The organism is Arthrobacter pascens, assembly GCF_017052465.1.
GTDB lineage: Bacteria > Actinomycetota > Actinomycetes > Actinomycetales > Micrococcaceae > Arthrobacter > Arthrobacter pascens.
Window position 1 is genome coordinate 60,677 of record NZ_JAFHKT010000113.1, and the last position, 15,216, is coordinate 75,892.

Sequence of the window (15,216 nt, forward strand, 5' to 3'; positions counted from 1 at the left end):
CCCCCCCGCCGCCGTCGTACTTTAATCCGTTCTTGGTCGGGATCTAGATGTTGAACCCGAGGGCGCGCATCTGGTCCTTGCCGTCATCGGTGATCCGCTCAGGACCCCATGGCGGCATCCACACCCAGTTCAGGCGCCACTCGTCCACTACGCCGTCGAGCGCCTTGCCGACCTGCTCTTCAAGCACATCGGTAAGTGGGCATGCCGCAGTGGTGAGGGTCATGTCGATCAGCAGGGCGCCGTCATCCTCGGAGTACTTCAGGCCGTACAGCAGCCCGAGGTCCACGATGTTGACCCCGAGCTCGGGGTCGATGACATCCTTGAGTGCCTCTTCGACTTCATCCAGCCCGGTGCGGGCTGCGTCGATTTCTGTCATGGCGTGTCCTTACTAGGCCTGGGCTGCGGCTGCAGCAATGGTGGCTGCTCCGGCGCCCTTGGCGTAGCGGTCGTAGCCCTCTTCTTCAAGGCGGTCGGCGAGCTCCGGGCCGCCCTCTTCAACGACCTGGCCGTCAACGAAGACGTGGACGAACTCAGGCTTGATGTAGCGCAGGATGCGGGTGTAGTGCGTGATGAGCAGCGTGCCCATGTTGCCTGCGGCGTGGGCGCGGTTGACGCCTTCGGAGACGACCTTGAGCGCGTCGACGTCCAGACCGGAGTCAGTCTCGTCCAGCACGGCGAACTTGGGCTTGAAGAGCTCGAGCTGGAGGATCTCCACGCGCTTCTTCTCGCCGCCAGAGAAGCCTTCGTTGACGTTGCGCTGGGCGAAGTCGGCGTCGATGCGCAGCTGCTGCATGGCGGCCTTGACGTCCTTGGTCCAGGTGCGGAGCGCCGGTGCCTGGCCGTCGATGGCCGTCTTGGCCGTGCGCAGGAAGTTGGTCATGGTCACGCCGGGGACCTCAACCGGGTACTGCATGGCCAGGAAGAGGCCGGCGCGGGCACGCTCGTCAACGCTCATGGCGAGGACGTCTTCGCCGTCCAGGGTGATGGTTCCGCCCGTGACGTTGTAGCGGGGGTGGCCGGCGATGGTGGACGCCAGAGTGGACTTGCCCGAGCCGTTGGGGCCCATGATGGCGTGGGTCTCACCCGTGCGGATGGTCAGGCTGACGCCCTTCAGGATCTCCTTGGTGCCCTGCTCGGTGTCGATGCTGACGTGCAGGTCCTTGATCTCAAGAGTAGACATGTGTCTTGTTCTCCTCTGCACCCTGCCGTTGCGGCGGCGGTGCGGTCTTTGGTCTGGAAGTTGGTGGGTCTTCGTACAGGCGGGTCAGGGCTAGCTGAAGTTCGGGGCCTCGGCGCCGTTCAGGACATTGGTGAAGTCGACGTAAACTTCGTCTCCGACAATCTCCACCGCGAACACGGGAACGGGGTCGTAGGCCGGCAGCTGGAGCGGCTCGCCGGTGCGCAGGTCGAACTGCGAACCGTGGCCCCAGCATTCGATGGCACAGCCCTCGACCTCGCCCTCGGAGAGGGAGATGTCCGCGTGCGAGCAGGTGTCCCCAATGGCGTGGATATCACCCATGGAGTCCTTGACGATCGCGACGGGGTAGTCGTCGATCAGGATCCGCAGGGCCTGCTTGGGCTGGATCTCGTTGACGTTGCATACGAGCTCGCCCTTTGGCTGTTCAGTCATCCTTTGTCCTGTACTTTCCGGGCTGCTTAGGAATTCGTGGCGGCGAGTTCGCGCTCAACAGCCTCGGTCAGGCGCTCTTCGAGAGCCGGGACCTTGATCTGCTGGATGATCTCGTTGAGGAAGCCGCGGACGACGAGCCGCCGCGCCACCTCTTCCGGAATGCCGCGGGCCATCAGGTAGAACAGGTGTTCGTCGTCAAAACGTCCGGTGGAGCTTGCGTGTCCGGCACCTTCGATGAGACCCGTTTCGATCTCGAGGTTCGGAACCGAGTCCGCGCGGCAGCCGTCCGTAAGCACGAGGTTCTGGTTCTTCTCGTACGAGTCGGTGCCCAGTGCCTGCTTCTGGATCAGGACGTCACCCACCCACACGGTGTGCGCGTTCTTGCCCTGCAGGGCGCCCTTGTACAGCACGTTGGACTTGCAGTTCGGCTCGTTGTGGTCAACGAAGGACCGGTGCTCCAGGTGCTGGCCGGCGTCGGCGTAGTAGAGGCCCAGCAGTTCGGCTTCGGCGCCTTCGCCCGAGAAGCGGACGTTGGAGTTCAGCCGCACGATGGAGCCGCCCAGGGACACGGCGATGTGCTTGTACACAGCGTCCTTGCCCACCTGCGCGTCGTGCTGGCCCAGGTGCTTGGCGTCGTCTTCCCAGAGCTGCACCGAGATCACGGTGAGCTTTGCGCCCTCGCCAACGATGACTTCCAGGTTGCCGTTGTGGTCGGCCGCGCCGGTGTGCTCCACAATCACGACGCTGCGCGAGTTTGCACCCGCCTCCAGCACGAAGTGCGCGTTGGAGCGGCGTCCGGCGCCGGCACCGTGGACCAGGATCCTCAACGGCTCAGCCGGCTCGGCTTCCGCCGGGATGACCAGGTGCAGGGCTTCGTCCGTGTTGGCGGAGGCAACGACGGCGGCACGGTCGGCCGGGGTCAGCACCGTTCCGCGCGGGGCGGCTCCCTGCGAGAGAGTACTGCGGACGTACCCTTCCGGCGCGTCCACGGTGAATGCCGCGGCCGGTTCCGGATCAACGTCAGTTGCCGTGTCCGAGAGCAGGTTGGCCAGCCCGCGGACCGGGCTGAAGCGCCATTCCTCCTCGCGGCCCGTGGGCAGCGCGAAGTCGGCGACGTCGAAGCTCGTGAGCCGCTCGGCGCGTGAGGACATCACGGTGACGCCGTGGTTGTGGCTGTGGTCAACCTTGGCGGAGACCAGGCCCTCGCCTTCCTCGGTGAAACCTGCGATGGAGGGGGCGCCGATGCGGGCCTTTTCAGTAGTAATTTCGGCAGTCATTAACCGACGGATCCTTCCATCTGGAGTTCAATGAGGCGGTTCAGCTCGAGGGCGTATTCCATCGGCAGCTCACGGGCGATCGGCTCGATGAAGCCGCGCACGATCATGGCCATGGCTTCGTCTTCACGCATGCCGCGGGACATGAGGTAGAAGAGCTGCTCTTCGGAAACGCGCGAGACAGTTGCCTCGTGACCCAGCTGGACGTCATCCTCGCGGATGTCGATGTACGGGTAGGTATCCGAGCGGCTGATGGTGTCCACCAGCAGGGCGTCGCAGCGCACGGTGTTGGCCGAGTGCTTGGCGCCTTCGCGGATCTGGACCAGGCCGCGGTAGGCTGCACGACCGCCGCCGCGGGCAACCGACTTGGAGATGATGGAGCTCTTGGTGTTCGGCGCGATGTGGACCATCTTGGAGCCGGTGTCCTGGTGCTGGCCTTCGCCGGCGAACGCGATGGACAGGGTCTCACCCTTCGCGTGCTCGCCCGTCAGGTAGACGGCAGGGTACTTCATGGTGACCTTGGAGCCGATGTTGCCATCGATCCACTCCATGGTGGCGCCTTCTTCGCAAATCGCGCGCTTGGTCACCAGGTTGTACACGTTGTTGGACCAGTTCTGGATGGTGGTGTACCGGACGCGGGCGCCCTTCTTGACCACGATTTCCACGACGGCGGAGTGCAGCGAGTCCGAGGTGTAGATCGGCGCGGTGCAGCCTTCGATGTAGTGGACGTAGGAGTCCTCGTCCGCGATGATCAGCGTGCGCTCGAACTGGCCCATGTTTTCCGTGTTGATGCGGAAGTAGGCCTGCAGCGGAATGTCCACATGGACGCCCTTGGGGACATACACGAACGAGCCGCCGGACCACACAGCAGTGTTCAGCGAGGCAAACTTGTTGTCGCCCACCGGAATGATGGTGCCGAAGTACTCCTGGAAGATCTCCGGGTGCTCGCGCAGGGCGGTGTCCGTGTCCAGGAAGATGACGCCCTGGGCCTCAAGATCCTCGCGGATCTGGTGGTACACAACTTCGGATTCGTACTGGGCTGCCACGCCGGAAACAAGGCGGCTGCGCTCTGCTTCCGGGATGCCGAGCTTCTCGTACGTGTTGCGGATGTCCTCGGGGAGGTCTTCCCAGGTGGCAGCCTGCTTCTCCGTGGACCGCACGAAGTACTTGATGTTGTCGAAGTCGATCCCAGACAGGTCCGCACCCCAGGTGGGCATGGGCTTGCGGTCGAAGTACTTCAGGCCTTTGAGGCGCAGGTCCAGCATCCACTCCGGCTCGCTCTTCTTGGCCGAGATGTCGCGGACGACGTCCTCATTCAGACCGCGCCGGGCGTTGGCGCCGACATCGTTCTTGTCGGCCCAGCCGTACTCGTAGGTGCCGATCCCGTGCAGTTCGGGATTCTTCTCCAGAATCTCCGAAATGACAGCAGTCTCAGCAACCTTGTTCTCTGATAGTTGGTCCGTCATAGCGGCCTTTCTTGCAGATGGTTGGATACTTCATGCAGGGTGTCCTGCCCGACTCCGGGGGCATCGGCCCCCGTCGCGGCCGGACGGCCTGTTGGTATGTGGGTGGTACAGACGTGGCCGCCGCGTGCGAGTGTGGAAAGTCTGCGCACATCAACGCCGACGAGGCGCGAAAACATTTCCGTCTCAGCGTCGCAGAATACCGGGAACTGCGTGGCCAGCTGCTGGATAGGACAATGTCCCTGGCACAGCTGCACGCTGGAAAGGGCCGCCGGCAACGGTGCCTTGGCCTCGATGGAGGCCGTGGAGGACACGAAGCCGTCACGGGACAGGGCGGCGGAGAGCGCCTGCGCGCGGGCCGTGATGTCCGTCCCCGCCTGTTCAACTTCGGGTTCGTAGCGGCGTTCCATGTCGGCGAACCGCTCGACGGCGAATGCGCGGACCGCTTCGGCGCCGGCCATTTCCTCGAGCTGCCTGAGCGCCGAACTGGCGATGTTCAGGTAGTCATTGCCCAGCGTGGACTGGCCCTGGGAACTCAGCACGTAGCGGCGTGCGGGACGGCCGGCACCTGTGCCCGCCCGTGCGACGCGCTTGACTTCGATGACGCCGGCGCGGGACAAATGGTCCAGGTGGCGGCGTACGGCAGCGGGAGTGAATCCGAGCAGGTCGCCCAGCTCGGCAGCGCTGACGGGCCCGTGTTCCAGCACCGCGTTGAGGACGCGGTCGCGCGTGCGGTCGTCGCTGTCGGCCACCGGCGCTGTTGCACCGTGGGCAGCCGGCTTTCCACCGCGCAGCACGCTGACTCGCGCGCCAGGCCCGGCCGGAGGCAGGGACGTGGAGTTACTCATGGAATACACAACACAATCATGTCGTAATTTACTCCCCCCATCCAGTAAGGCAAGGCTGGCCTGCGGCGACGTCCTGGACGGAAGAAGCAGTACTACTTCACGTAGAATGCTGGGGTGCGATCCCCCAAATCCCCCGTTCTTGCCATCAACGGGCTCGTTAAGGACGTTGGTCCGCTGCCCACCCTCGATGGCAGGATGCTGAGGGTGGTGAGCGACGTCTCACTGGTCGCAGGACGCGGCGAGGTCACTGCGCTGCTCGGAGCCAACGGCGCCGGCAAGACCACCACCATCGAATGCGCCCAAGGACTGCAGAAGCGCTCCGGCGGAAGCATTTCCCTGCTCGGACAGGATCCCGGCAGCGCCGGCGCTGACCTGCGTTCCCGCGTAGGCGTGATGCTCCAGGAAGGTGGCCTCCCGCCGTCGGCCCGTCCCCTGCCGCTCCTTCGCCACATCGCCGGGATGTACCGCAATCCCAAGCCGATGGATGAACTCGTGGAGCGCCTCGGCATTGACACTTTCAGCCGGACCAGTGTTCGGCGGCTCTCCGGCGGCCAAAAGCAGCGGCTCGCCCTCGCCGCTGCCCTTATCGGCAACCCGGAAGTGCTGTTCCTGGACGAGCCCAGCGCGGGCCTGGATCCCCAGTCGCGCCAGCTCGTATTCGGACTGATCTCGGAGCTCCGCGACAGCGGGATGGGAATCATCCTGACCACCCATCTGATGGACGACGCCCAGCGGCTGGCCGACTACGTCTACATCATCGACGCCGGCAGGAACGTGGCGGAGGGCACCGTCGCCCAGCTGCTGCAGCACCAGACGCCCGAGATGACCCACAAGGGCCACGTCCGCACCCTGCACTTCGAGGCTTTGCCCGGCCTCGACTTCACCGGCGTTCTGCCCGCCGAGGTGGAAATCCGGGAAACGCGGGCGGGTAGCTACTCGGCCACGGGTGCGCTCACCCCCGACGATCTTGCCGCGCTGACCGCCTGGTGGGCGCAGCACGGCGTGATGCCCGGATCGATGAGCATGGAGGCCCGCAGCCTCGAAGACGTTTTCCTCGACATCTCCGGAAGGGACGTCCGATGACATCCACGCTTGGCGGGCCTGCCGCTCCCCTCCTCCGCCGCATTGTCCTGCAGGGCAAATATGAAGCCGTCACCATGCTCCGAAACGGCGAGCAGCTGATCCTGGCCGTCGTACTTCCGTTGCTGGCTTTGGTCGGCCTCACCGTCACGCCGCTGCTGGACGGCATGGGCGACAGCAGGGTCAACGTGGCCGTGCCGGGCATCCTCGCACTCTGCGCGATGTCCACGGCTTTCACTGGGCAGGGAATTTCGACGGGCTTTGACCGCCGCTACGGCGTGTTGCGTTTCCTGTCCACCACGCCGCTGGGGCGCACCGGGCTGATCGCCGGCAAGATCCTTGCTGTACTTGCCGTGCTCGCGCTGCAGGTCCTCGTGGTCTCCGCCGTTGCCTTCTCCCTGGGCTGGCGGCCGGATGCCTCCGGGTGGGTGCCGGGCCTGAGCCTGCTGGTGCTGGGCGCCGCGGCGTTCACGGCGCTGGGCCTGCTGGTTGCCGGAACGGTGCGGCCCGAGGCCACCCTGGCCATCACCAACCTGCTGTGGATCCTCCTGGGCGCCCTCGGCGGCATCGTGATCCCCGCAGAGCGGCTGCCGCGCCTGGCCCAGGACGTCGTGCACCTGCTGCCCTCCGGGGCGCTCGGCCAAGGGCTGCGCGATGCGTTCCTGCTCGGTGCCGTCAATGGCGACGCTGTCCTTGTCCTGCTGCTGTGGCTGGTTCTCGCCGGTGCAGCGGCCATCCGTTGGTTCAAGTGGAATTGAGAAAAACAGTGAGCATCCCCCAGATCGTCAGCCGCGTGACCTCCAGGCTGCCGGTAACCGTTGATGCTGCCGTCCGCCGGCTCGCGGTGCTGTCCCTGATCGGCCAGACGATCCTGGTGGTCACCGGCGGCGCCGTCCGGCTTACCGCCTCCGGACTGGGATGCCCCACCTGGCCGCGCTGCACCGAAGCTTCGCTGGTCAACACGCCGGAAATGGGCATCCACGGCTTCATCGAGTTCGGCAACCGGCTCCTGACATTCGCCCTCGCCGCCGTGGCCGCACTCATGCTCGTGTACCTGTGGAACCTGCGCAAGGAACGGAAGGACCTGTTCCTCCTGGCCCTGGGACTCCTGGCCAGCATCCCGGCCCAGGCCGTCATCGGCGGGATCACGGTCCTCACCAGGCTGAACCCCTGGGTGGTGGGCCTGCACTTCCTCGTCTCCATGGCGCTCGTGGTGTTCGCCACGCTGCTCGTCAACCGGGCCTACGGACGAACCGGCCGCTTTATGACCCACGCGCTGCCCGCGCTGCCCGGCGTCGCGCGTCCGCTGATGACCGCCGTCGCCGTGTTCTCCGCGCTGGCCGTCATGCTGGGCGTCGTGGTCACCGGCGCCGGGCCGCACGCCGGCGACGCCGAGGCGCCCCGCAACAACCTCGACTGGGACCTGTTTTCGCACATCCATGCCGTGCCCGCGTACCTGATCACTGCCGGGACGCTGTTCGCCTGCTACGTGGTCCTCCAGCGCCGCATCCCGGGGCCGTTCCGTTCGGCCGTCCTGATGCTCCTGGGCGTCACGCTGCTGCAGGCCGTCATCGGTTTCACCCAGTATTACAACGGCATTCCGGCCCTCCTCGTGGGCGCGCACATGCTCGGTGCCGCCCTGCTCATGAGCGCCGCCACGAACGCCTGGGACATCGCGCGCTCCAGCCCGGCCCACTAGCCCCCGCCCCCCCTTGGTGCCTGGACGCTCCCTCACATCCTGCCGTCCCCACCGGGACCCTCCCGCACGTCCTGCCGTCCCCACCCGGACCCTCCCGCAGATCCTGCCGTCCACACCGGGACCCTCCCGCACATTCTGTGAACGGGGACCCGAAGGTTGGACCGGCCAAATAGGAGCCAGAGCTGCGAGGGCCCGGGGCAGGGTGTTGCCCCGGGCTCGAGCCCTCGGGATTTGTTGAGATCCGTTCGGTGTCGTGCCAAGGCGGAGGTGGCGTATCTGGGAAACTGCCGGCTTTGCGGTAACTACTCGTTCGGGTTCAAGCTTGCCGGGGTGGAAACGGTTTCTCGCGGGCGAGACTGGCAGGGACCTGGCAGTGGAGGCCGGTTTGTCCTCGCCTGCTGCGGTAGTCCGCCGCTCCGCCGCCCACGGACATGCCGAGCGAGAGCGATTACGTCGCGAGAACGAACGGCTGCGATATGCGACGCCCTCCTCAAGACCACGCCACCGCCGCCTCGCGCTGGACCTCACACAACGAACTACTCGCACGCATAAAACTGCTCCCCGGAAGTCGGAACTGAATATCTCAGTCCAACTTCCGGGGAGCAGTACATGATGTGAGGGGGCGCTGGCTATATTGGCCCCAAAAGTGAGGGAGCGTCTGCCTACCGACGCCGAAAAGTGAGGGAGCGTCTGCCTACCGACGCCGAAAAGTGAGGGAGCGTCGGGCCTTAATCGGTGAAAAGTGAGGGAGGGTTGGGCTAGGCGCCCATGATGGCCGAACCCACGAACGGGTCGACGGCCAGGGCGATGAACAGCAGTGTGAGGTAGCTGATGGAGCCGTGGAAGACCTTCATGGCGCCCTTGTCCGAGAGGTCCCCGCCCTGCGCCCGGTTGTACAGCGCGTGCGATTCGTATAGGAACCAGGCACCGGCGAGGACCGCCGTCACGGTGTAGACCCACCCTGCGCCGCCGGCCGGAACCATAAGCAGGGAACACGCAACCATCGCCCATGCGTACAGGACCACCTGCACGGACACCACCCTGGCGCCGGCGATGGCGCCCAGCATGGGGACGTTGGCGTTCCGGTAGTCCTCGCCGTAGCGCATGGACAGCGGCCAGTAATGTGGCGGCGTCCATAGGAAGATCACCATGAACAGCACGACGGCGGGCCACTCGACCGTGTTGGTGACCGCCGACCAGGCGATCAGCACCGGAAAGCAGCCGGCGGCTCCGCCCCAGACGATGTTCTGCGCCGTGCGGCGCTTGAGGATCATGGTGTAGATCACCACGTAGAACAGGATGGCGCCGAGGCCCAGCCAGGCCGACAGCGGATTGGCGCCGAACCAGAGAATGGCGATGGCGGCCGCGCCCAGGAGCCAGGCGAAAACCAGCGCTTCGCGCGGGGTGACTTCCCCGGTAACCAGCGGCCGCTTTTCTGTACGGTGCATCAACTTGTCGATGTCACGGTCGATGTAGCAGTTGAAGGCGCCCGCGCTGCCGGCCGCGAAAGCACCGCCGACGAGCGTGGCAAGGATCAGGCCAACGGACGGAAAGCCGCGCTGGGCATAGATCATCGTGGGGAGCGTGCTCACGAGCAGAAGTTCAATGACCCGCGGTTTGGTGAGAGCAAGGTACGCCTTGGCCTTGCGGGCTAGTCCGGCTCTTCCGTGGACCCTGGCTGAGGTCAGCGGCGTATCTGTTGTGCTCACGTTGGCAGTCACTCTGTTCTGTCTGGCGGTGTTGTCTGACTGATCTGCCCGAATCCTAGGTCCGGAATGATCCCTCAACGGCGGTTGACGGGCTGGAAAGTCCGCTGCGCGGTCCCTGCCGATACGCCGGTGGCCTCCCGATATCATACCGCGGTCCCGCCTCCGTCCGCGGCACCCGCTCCAGCGGGCAATTCGCGGAAAATGATTCCTCCGAGCCCGCTTCGATCACATTAACGCAGCGGCCCGGAAAAGACGGTTCACAAACCAAAAATTGCGTCCATTTAGTGAGATTTCAGCCGCCCGAAGTGTGGAATAGAGCTAAGCTGTCAGCAGATCAGCGCGCGGTGGGAGAAGGGGAGAAACCGCATTCCCACTCCGTCCAGCGACTGAATGAAGATCAACGTTTCAATGGTGAACGGCTGGTAGACAAAAATGCAGCGGGCACCAAACTGTGCCCTCCCGCGACCTGTCCTACCGCCTGCCGTCAGCACAGAGAGGGGCCCGGATTCGTGCCACATTTGGAAGAGCAAGAACTGTCATGGACCGATCTGGACCAGCGCGCGGTTGACACTGTACGTGTCCTAGCCGCCGACGCCGTCGAAAAGGTGGGCAACGGCCACCCCGGCACCGCAATGAGCCTGGCTCCTGCCGCATACCTTCTCTTTCAGAAGATGATGCGCCACGACCCGCAGAACCCAGACTGGATCGGCCGTGACCGGTTCGTCCTGTCCCCCGGTCACACGTCCCTGACCCTGTACATCCAGCTGTTCCTCTCCGGGTACGGCCTGGAGCTGAAGGACCTGCAGGCCCTGCGCACCTGGGGCTCGCTGACTCCGGGGCACCCCGAGTACAAGCACACGGCCGGCGTGGAAATCACCACCGGCCCGCTGGGCCAGGGCCTGGCGTCCTCGGTGGGCTTCGCCTACTCGCAGCGCCGCCAGCGCGGCCTGTTCGACGCCGACGCCGCCCCCGGCACCAGCCCGTTTGACCACACCATCTGGGTCATCGCTTCCGACGGCGACCTCCAGGAAGGCGTCACGTCCGAGGCCTCGTCCCTCGCCGGCCACCAGGAACTCGGCAACCTCGTGGTTATTTACGATGAGAACCACATCTCCATTGAAGACGACACCGACATCGCCTTCACTGAGGACGTCCTCAAGCGCTACGAAGCCTACGGCTGGCACGTCCAGCGCGTGGACTGGACGAAGACCGGCGACTACAAGGAAGACATCCAGGAGCTGTACTCGGCGCTTCTGGCCGCAAAGGCCGAGACGTCCAAGCCCTCCATCGTTTCGCTGCGCACCATCATCGGCTACCCGGCCCCGAAGAAGCAGAACACCGGCAAGATCCACGGTTCCGCCCTCGGTTCGGAAGAAGTTGCAGCGCTGAAGGAGGTCCTCGGCTTCGATCCGGAGAAGTCCTTCGAGGTGGACGAGGACGTACTGGCCCACGCCCGCTCCGTCGTGGACCGCGGGGCCCACGCCCGCAAGGAATGGGAAGAGTCCTTCGCCGCCTGGCAGTCCGCCAACCCGGACGCCGCCGCCCTGCTGGAGCGAGTCGAAGCCCGCAAGCTCCCGTCCGAACTGGACGCAGCCCTGCCGGTCTTCCCGGCCGGCAAGGACGTTTCCACCCGCGCCGCCTCCGGCAAGGTGCTCAACGCCATCGGCCCGGTCATGCCGGAACTGTGGGGCGGCTCGGCCGACCTCGCAGAGTCGAACAACACCACGATCGAAGGCTCGCCGTCGTTCGTTCCCGCCTCGAAGCAGACCGATGCCTGGTCCGGTAACCCCTACGGCCGTGTCCTGCACTTCGGCATCCGCGAGCATGCGGCCGCCTCGATCGTCAACGGCATCTCCCTGCACGGCAAGACCCGCGCGTTCTCCGGTACGTTCCTGATCTTCAGCGACTACCAGCGCCCGGCCATCCGCCTCGGTGCGCTCATGGGTGTGCCGTCACTGTACGTCTGGACGCACGACTCCATCGGCCTGGGCGAGGACGGCCCCACCCACCAGCCGGTTGAACAGCTGTCCTCCCTCCGTGCCATTCCCGGCCTGGACGTGGTCCGCCCCGGCGACGCCAACGAAGTCTCGGCAGCGTGGAAGGCCATGCTGGCGAACCACGAGAACCCGGCCGGCATCGTCCTGACCCGCCAGAACATCCCCACCTACGAGCGGGGCGACGGAAACGCGGAGGGTGACACCTTCGGTTCCACCGCCGGCGTGGCCAAGGGCGGATACGTCCTGGCCGAAGCCTCCAAGGACGGGCAGACCGTGGACGCCCAGGTCATCCTGATCGGCACCGGTTCCGAGGTCCAGCTCGCCGTCCAGGCCCGCGAAGCACTCCAGGCCGAGGGCATCGCCACCCGCGTGGTTTCCATGCCGTGCGTTGAGTGGTTCAACAAGCAGGACGCCGCGTACCGCGAGGCAGTCCTGCCCGCAGCAGTCAAGGCCCGCGTGTCTGTCGAGGCCGGCCTGGCCCTGGGCTGGAAGGAGTTCGTCGGCGACGCCGGACGCTCCATCAGCCTCGAGCACTACGGCGCCTCGGCAGACTACAAGCGCCTCTTCCAGGAATTCGGCATCACGGCAGAAGCTGTCGCCGCTGCCGCCAAGGATTCCCTCGCCGGACTCCAGTCCTGACAGCACCCCACAGTTTCAAGGAGAAATGAAATGACTACCACTCCCACGCAGCAGCTCTCCGACGCCGGCGTTTCCATCTGGCTCGATGACCTCTCCCGCGGCCGCCTGAAGACCGGCACGCTGCAGAAGCTCATCGAGGAGAAGAACGTTGTGGGTGTCACCACGAACCCCAGCATCTTCCACGCCGCCATCACCACCGGCCACGACTACGACGCCGTCATCGCCAAAGAGGCAGCGGCAGGCGCCACCATCGAGGAAACCATCTTCGAAATCACCACCACGGACGTCGCCGACGCCTGCGACCTGTTCGCACCGGTCGCCGCGGCAACCAACGGTGTTGACGGCCGCGTCTCCATCGAGGTGGACCCCCGCCTCGCCTGGGACACCGCCGGAACCATCGCCGAAGCCAAGCACCTGTACAAGAAGGTCGGCCGGGACAACGTCCTCATCAAAATCCCTGCCACCCTCGAAGGCCTCGAAGCCATCACGGCAACCCTCGCCGAAGGCATCAGCGTCAACGTGACCCTGATCTTCTCCCTGGAGCGCTATCGCGCCGTCATCAACGCGTTCCAGTCCGGACTGGAGCAGGCCAAGGACAACGGCCACGACCTCTCCAAGATCCATTCCGTCGCCTCGTTCTTCGTCTCCCGCGTGGACACCGAAATCGACAAGCGCCTCAACGCCATCGGCACCGACGAGGCCAAGGCCCTCAAGGGCAAGGCCGGTGTGGCCAACGCCCGCCTCGCCTACCAGGTCTACGAGGAGCAGTTCTCCACCGAGCGCTGGGCCGTGCTGGCTGAAGCCGGCGCCCTGCCGCAGCGCCCGCTCTGGGCCTCCACGGGCGTGAAGGACCCGGCCTACCCGGACACCCTCTACGTCACCGAACTCGTCGCCGCGGGCGTCGTGAACACCATGCCGGAGAAGACCCTGGACGCCACCTTTGACCACGGCGTGGTCACCGGCGACACCGTGACCGGCACGTACGAGGAAGCAAACGCCACGCTCAACGCGCTGGAGGCCCTCGGCGTCTCCTACAACGAGGTTGTGGCCCTGCTCGAATCCGAAGGGCTCGACAAGTTCGTTGCCAGCTGGAAGGAACTGCTGGCCGACGTCGAGGGCGCCCTCGCCAACGCACGGAAGGCTTCCTAATACACGATGAGCACACTCAGCTACGACGCCACCGGCGCCGCCCGGAAGGCCCTTGAGCAGCACCTCTCCGCCCTGGTGGAGGACCGTATTGCCACCCGGATCTTCGCCAAGGACCACACGCTGTGGGGTCCCGATGCAGAAGCCGAGTCGTCAGTCCGCCTGGGCTGGGTCGAGGCGGCCACCGTCTCGCAGCCCCTCGTGGACGGCATCCTGGAGCTCCGCGATGCCCTCAGGGCCGAAGGCGTCACCCGCATAGTCCTTTGTGGCATGGGCGGCTCCTCGCTTGCCCCTGAAGTCATCGCCGGCACCGCTGGCGTCGAGCTGACCGTGCTGGACAGCACCGACCCCGAACAGGTCGGCGCTGCCCTCGCGGACCGGCTCTCGGAGACCGCCATTGTTGTGTCTTCGAAGTCCGGTTCAACCCTGGAAACCGATTCGCAGCGGCGGATCTTCGAGCAGGCTTTCACTGAGGCCGGCATTGATGCCAAGAGCCGGATCATCATCGTCACCGACCCGGGCTCACCGCTGGACAAGGCCTCCCGCGAGGCCGGATACCGTGCCATCTTCAACGCGGACCCCAACGTGGGCGGCCGCTACTCTGCCCTGACCGCGTTCGGACTGGTTCCGTCCGGCCTGGCAGGCGTGGACATCCAGTCGTTCCTGGACGAAGCGGAGGAAGCCGCGGAAATCCTCAACGAGGACGCCCCGGAGAACATCGGCCTCGCCCTTGGCACGGCCCTGGGAGGGACCAACCCGCTGCGGGACAAGATCGTCATCGCCGAGGACGGTTCGGGCATCGTCGGCTTCGCTGACTGGGCCGAACAGCTCATCGCCGAATCCACCGGCAAGCTCGGCACCGGCGTCCTTCCGGTAGTCGCGGGCCCCTCCGCGCCGGAGGTCTCCTCCGGCGCCGAAGACGTACTGGTGGTGCGGCTGGTAGCCGCGGATGCCGACGTCGAACTCGGCGAAAACGAAGTCGCCATTGCCGGCGGCCTCGCCGCCCAGATGATGGTGTGGGAGTTCGCCACGGCCGTCGCCGGTCGCCTCCTGGGCATCAACCCCTTCGACCAGCCCGATGTGGAAGCCGCCAAGGTTGCTGCCCGCGGCCTGCTGGACGCACAGCCGGAACCGACGCCGGCGGCCTTCACCGACGGCGCCATCGAGGTCCGCGGCGGTGAATGGCTGGGGAGCGCCGGCACGGCAGCCGACGCGGTCTCGGCCCTGCTCTCGCAGCTGGACACCAACGGGTACCTCAGCGTCCAGGCCTACTTTGACCGCTTGGCATACTCGCAGCTGGAGGGAATTCGCGACGAACTCGCCCAGCTGAGCCGCCGTCCGGTCACTTTCGGCTGGGGACCCCGTTTCCTCCACTCCACTGGCCAGTTCCACAAGGGCGGCCCCGCGATCGGCGTGTTCCTGCAGGTCACGGCCGCGTCCAGCGAGGACCTCGCCATTCCGGAACGCCCGTTCACCTTCGGGGAGCTGATCGCCGCTCAGGCTGCCGGCGACGCCCAGGTGCTGAGCGAACACGGCCGCCCTGTCCTCCGCCTCCACCTCACGGAGCGCGCGGCGGGCGTGGCCCAGCTTCAGGAGATTGTTTCGTCGCTTGCCGCCCGGGCAGCATCCGCCACCGATAGCTAAGGCACTTTACTCACCATGCCAGATACCTTGAACGGCCGAAGGACTGCGTTCCGGAGCGGGAATCCGTTGCGGGATCCGCGGGACCGC

General features: G+C 65.7%; 13 protein-coding genes. 6 read left to right on the plus strand and 7 right to left on the minus strand.

Annotated features, from left to right (window positions below):
• Positions 1-43: 43 nt before the first annotated feature.
• The 6 genes from JYA52_RS04840 to JYA52_RS04865 form a co-directional block, all read right to left on the minus strand.
• Complete coding sequence (locus tag JYA52_RS04840; RefSeq protein ID WP_205652068.1) at positions 44-376, minus strand: metal-sulfur cluster assembly factor; 333 nt, start codon at positions 374-376, stop codon at positions 44-46.
• 12 nt (positions 377-388) lie between these two features.
• The gene (gene sufC, locus JYA52_RS04845; RefSeq protein ID WP_205652069.1) at positions 389-1,180 is read right to left on the minus strand and encodes a Fe-S cluster assembly ATPase SufC; all 792 of its coding nucleotides are present in this window, start codon (positions 1,178-1,180) and stop codon (positions 389-391) included.
• A gap of 90 nt (positions 1,181-1,270) precedes the next feature.
• Entirely contained in the window at positions 1,271-1,630 is a 360-nt protein-coding gene (locus JYA52_RS04850; protein ID WP_205652070.1) for a non-heme iron oxygenase ferredoxin subunit, read from the minus strand.
• A gap of 26 nt (positions 1,631-1,656) precedes the next feature.
• Entirely contained in the window at positions 1,657-2,907 is a 1,251-nt protein-coding gene (gene sufD, locus JYA52_RS04855; protein WP_205652071.1) for a Fe-S cluster assembly protein SufD, read from the minus strand.
• Entirely contained in the window at positions 2,907-4,370 is a 1,464-nt protein-coding gene (gene sufB / locus JYA52_RS04860) for a Fe-S cluster assembly protein SufB (protein ID WP_205652072.1), read from the minus strand. Before sufB ends, sufD begins: the two co-directional genes overlap by 1 nt.
• Positions 4,367-5,224 (minus strand): helix-turn-helix transcriptional regulator, encoded by an 858-nt coding sequence (locus JYA52_RS04865; protein WP_307869315.1) that lies wholly within the window; start codon positions 5,222-5,224, stop codon positions 4,367-4,369. The genes sufB and JYA52_RS04865 overlap by 4 nt, the downstream gene beginning before the upstream one ends.
• A gap of 105 nt (positions 5,225-5,329) precedes the next feature.
• Between JYA52_RS04865 and JYA52_RS04870 the strand changes: the two genes are divergently transcribed.
• Genes JYA52_RS04870 through JYA52_RS04880 form a run of 3 tightly spaced genes read left to right on the plus strand, consistent with a single transcriptional unit; the run spans position 5,330 to position 7,994 of the window.
• On the plus strand, positions 5,330-6,298 hold the full coding sequence (locus tag JYA52_RS04870) for an ABC transporter ATP-binding protein (protein ID WP_205652074.1): 969 nt from the start codon (positions 5,330-5,332) through the stop codon (positions 6,296-6,298).
• Positions 6,295-7,053: an ABC transporter permease gene (locus tag JYA52_RS04875; protein ID WP_205652075.1), complete on the plus strand. Its 759-nt coding sequence runs from the start codon at positions 6,295-6,297 to the stop codon at positions 7,051-7,053. The genes JYA52_RS04870 and JYA52_RS04875 overlap by 4 nt, the downstream gene beginning before the upstream one ends.
• A 14-nt stretch (positions 7,054-7,067) precedes the next feature.
• Entirely contained in the window at positions 7,068-7,994 is a 927-nt protein-coding gene (locus JYA52_RS04880) for a COX15/CtaA family protein (RefSeq protein WP_372433738.1), read from the plus strand.
• Between the two features lie 758 nt (positions 7,995-8,752).
• Here JYA52_RS04880 and JYA52_RS04885 read toward each other — a convergent pair.
• The gene (locus JYA52_RS04885) at positions 8,753-9,715 is read right to left on the minus strand and encodes a heme o synthase (RefSeq protein ID WP_205652076.1); all 963 of its coding nucleotides are present in this window, start codon (positions 9,713-9,715) and stop codon (positions 8,753-8,755) included.
• A 506-nt stretch (positions 9,716-10,221) separates the two neighbouring features.
• Between JYA52_RS04885 and tkt the strand changes: the two genes are divergently transcribed.
• The 3 genes from tkt to JYA52_RS04900 are packed head-to-tail and all read left to right on the plus strand — an operon-like array spanning position 10,222 to position 15,129.
• On the plus strand, positions 10,222-12,339 hold the full coding sequence (gene tkt / locus JYA52_RS04890) for a transketolase (RefSeq protein ID WP_205652086.1): 2,118 nt from the start codon (positions 10,222-10,224) through the stop codon (positions 12,337-12,339).
• Positions 12,340-12,369: 30 nt separating this feature from the next.
• Positions 12,370-13,488: a transaldolase gene (gene tal, locus JYA52_RS04895; RefSeq protein WP_205652077.1), complete on the plus strand. Its 1,119-nt coding sequence runs from the start codon at positions 12,370-12,372 to the stop codon at positions 13,486-13,488.
• A gap of 6 nt (positions 13,489-13,494) precedes the next feature.
• The gene (locus tag JYA52_RS04900) at positions 13,495-15,129 is read left to right on the plus strand and encodes a phosphoglucose isomerase-related protein (protein WP_205652078.1); all 1,635 of its coding nucleotides are present in this window, start codon (positions 13,495-13,497) and stop codon (positions 15,127-15,129) included.
• The last annotated feature ends 87 nt before the right edge of the window (positions 15,130-15,216 follow it).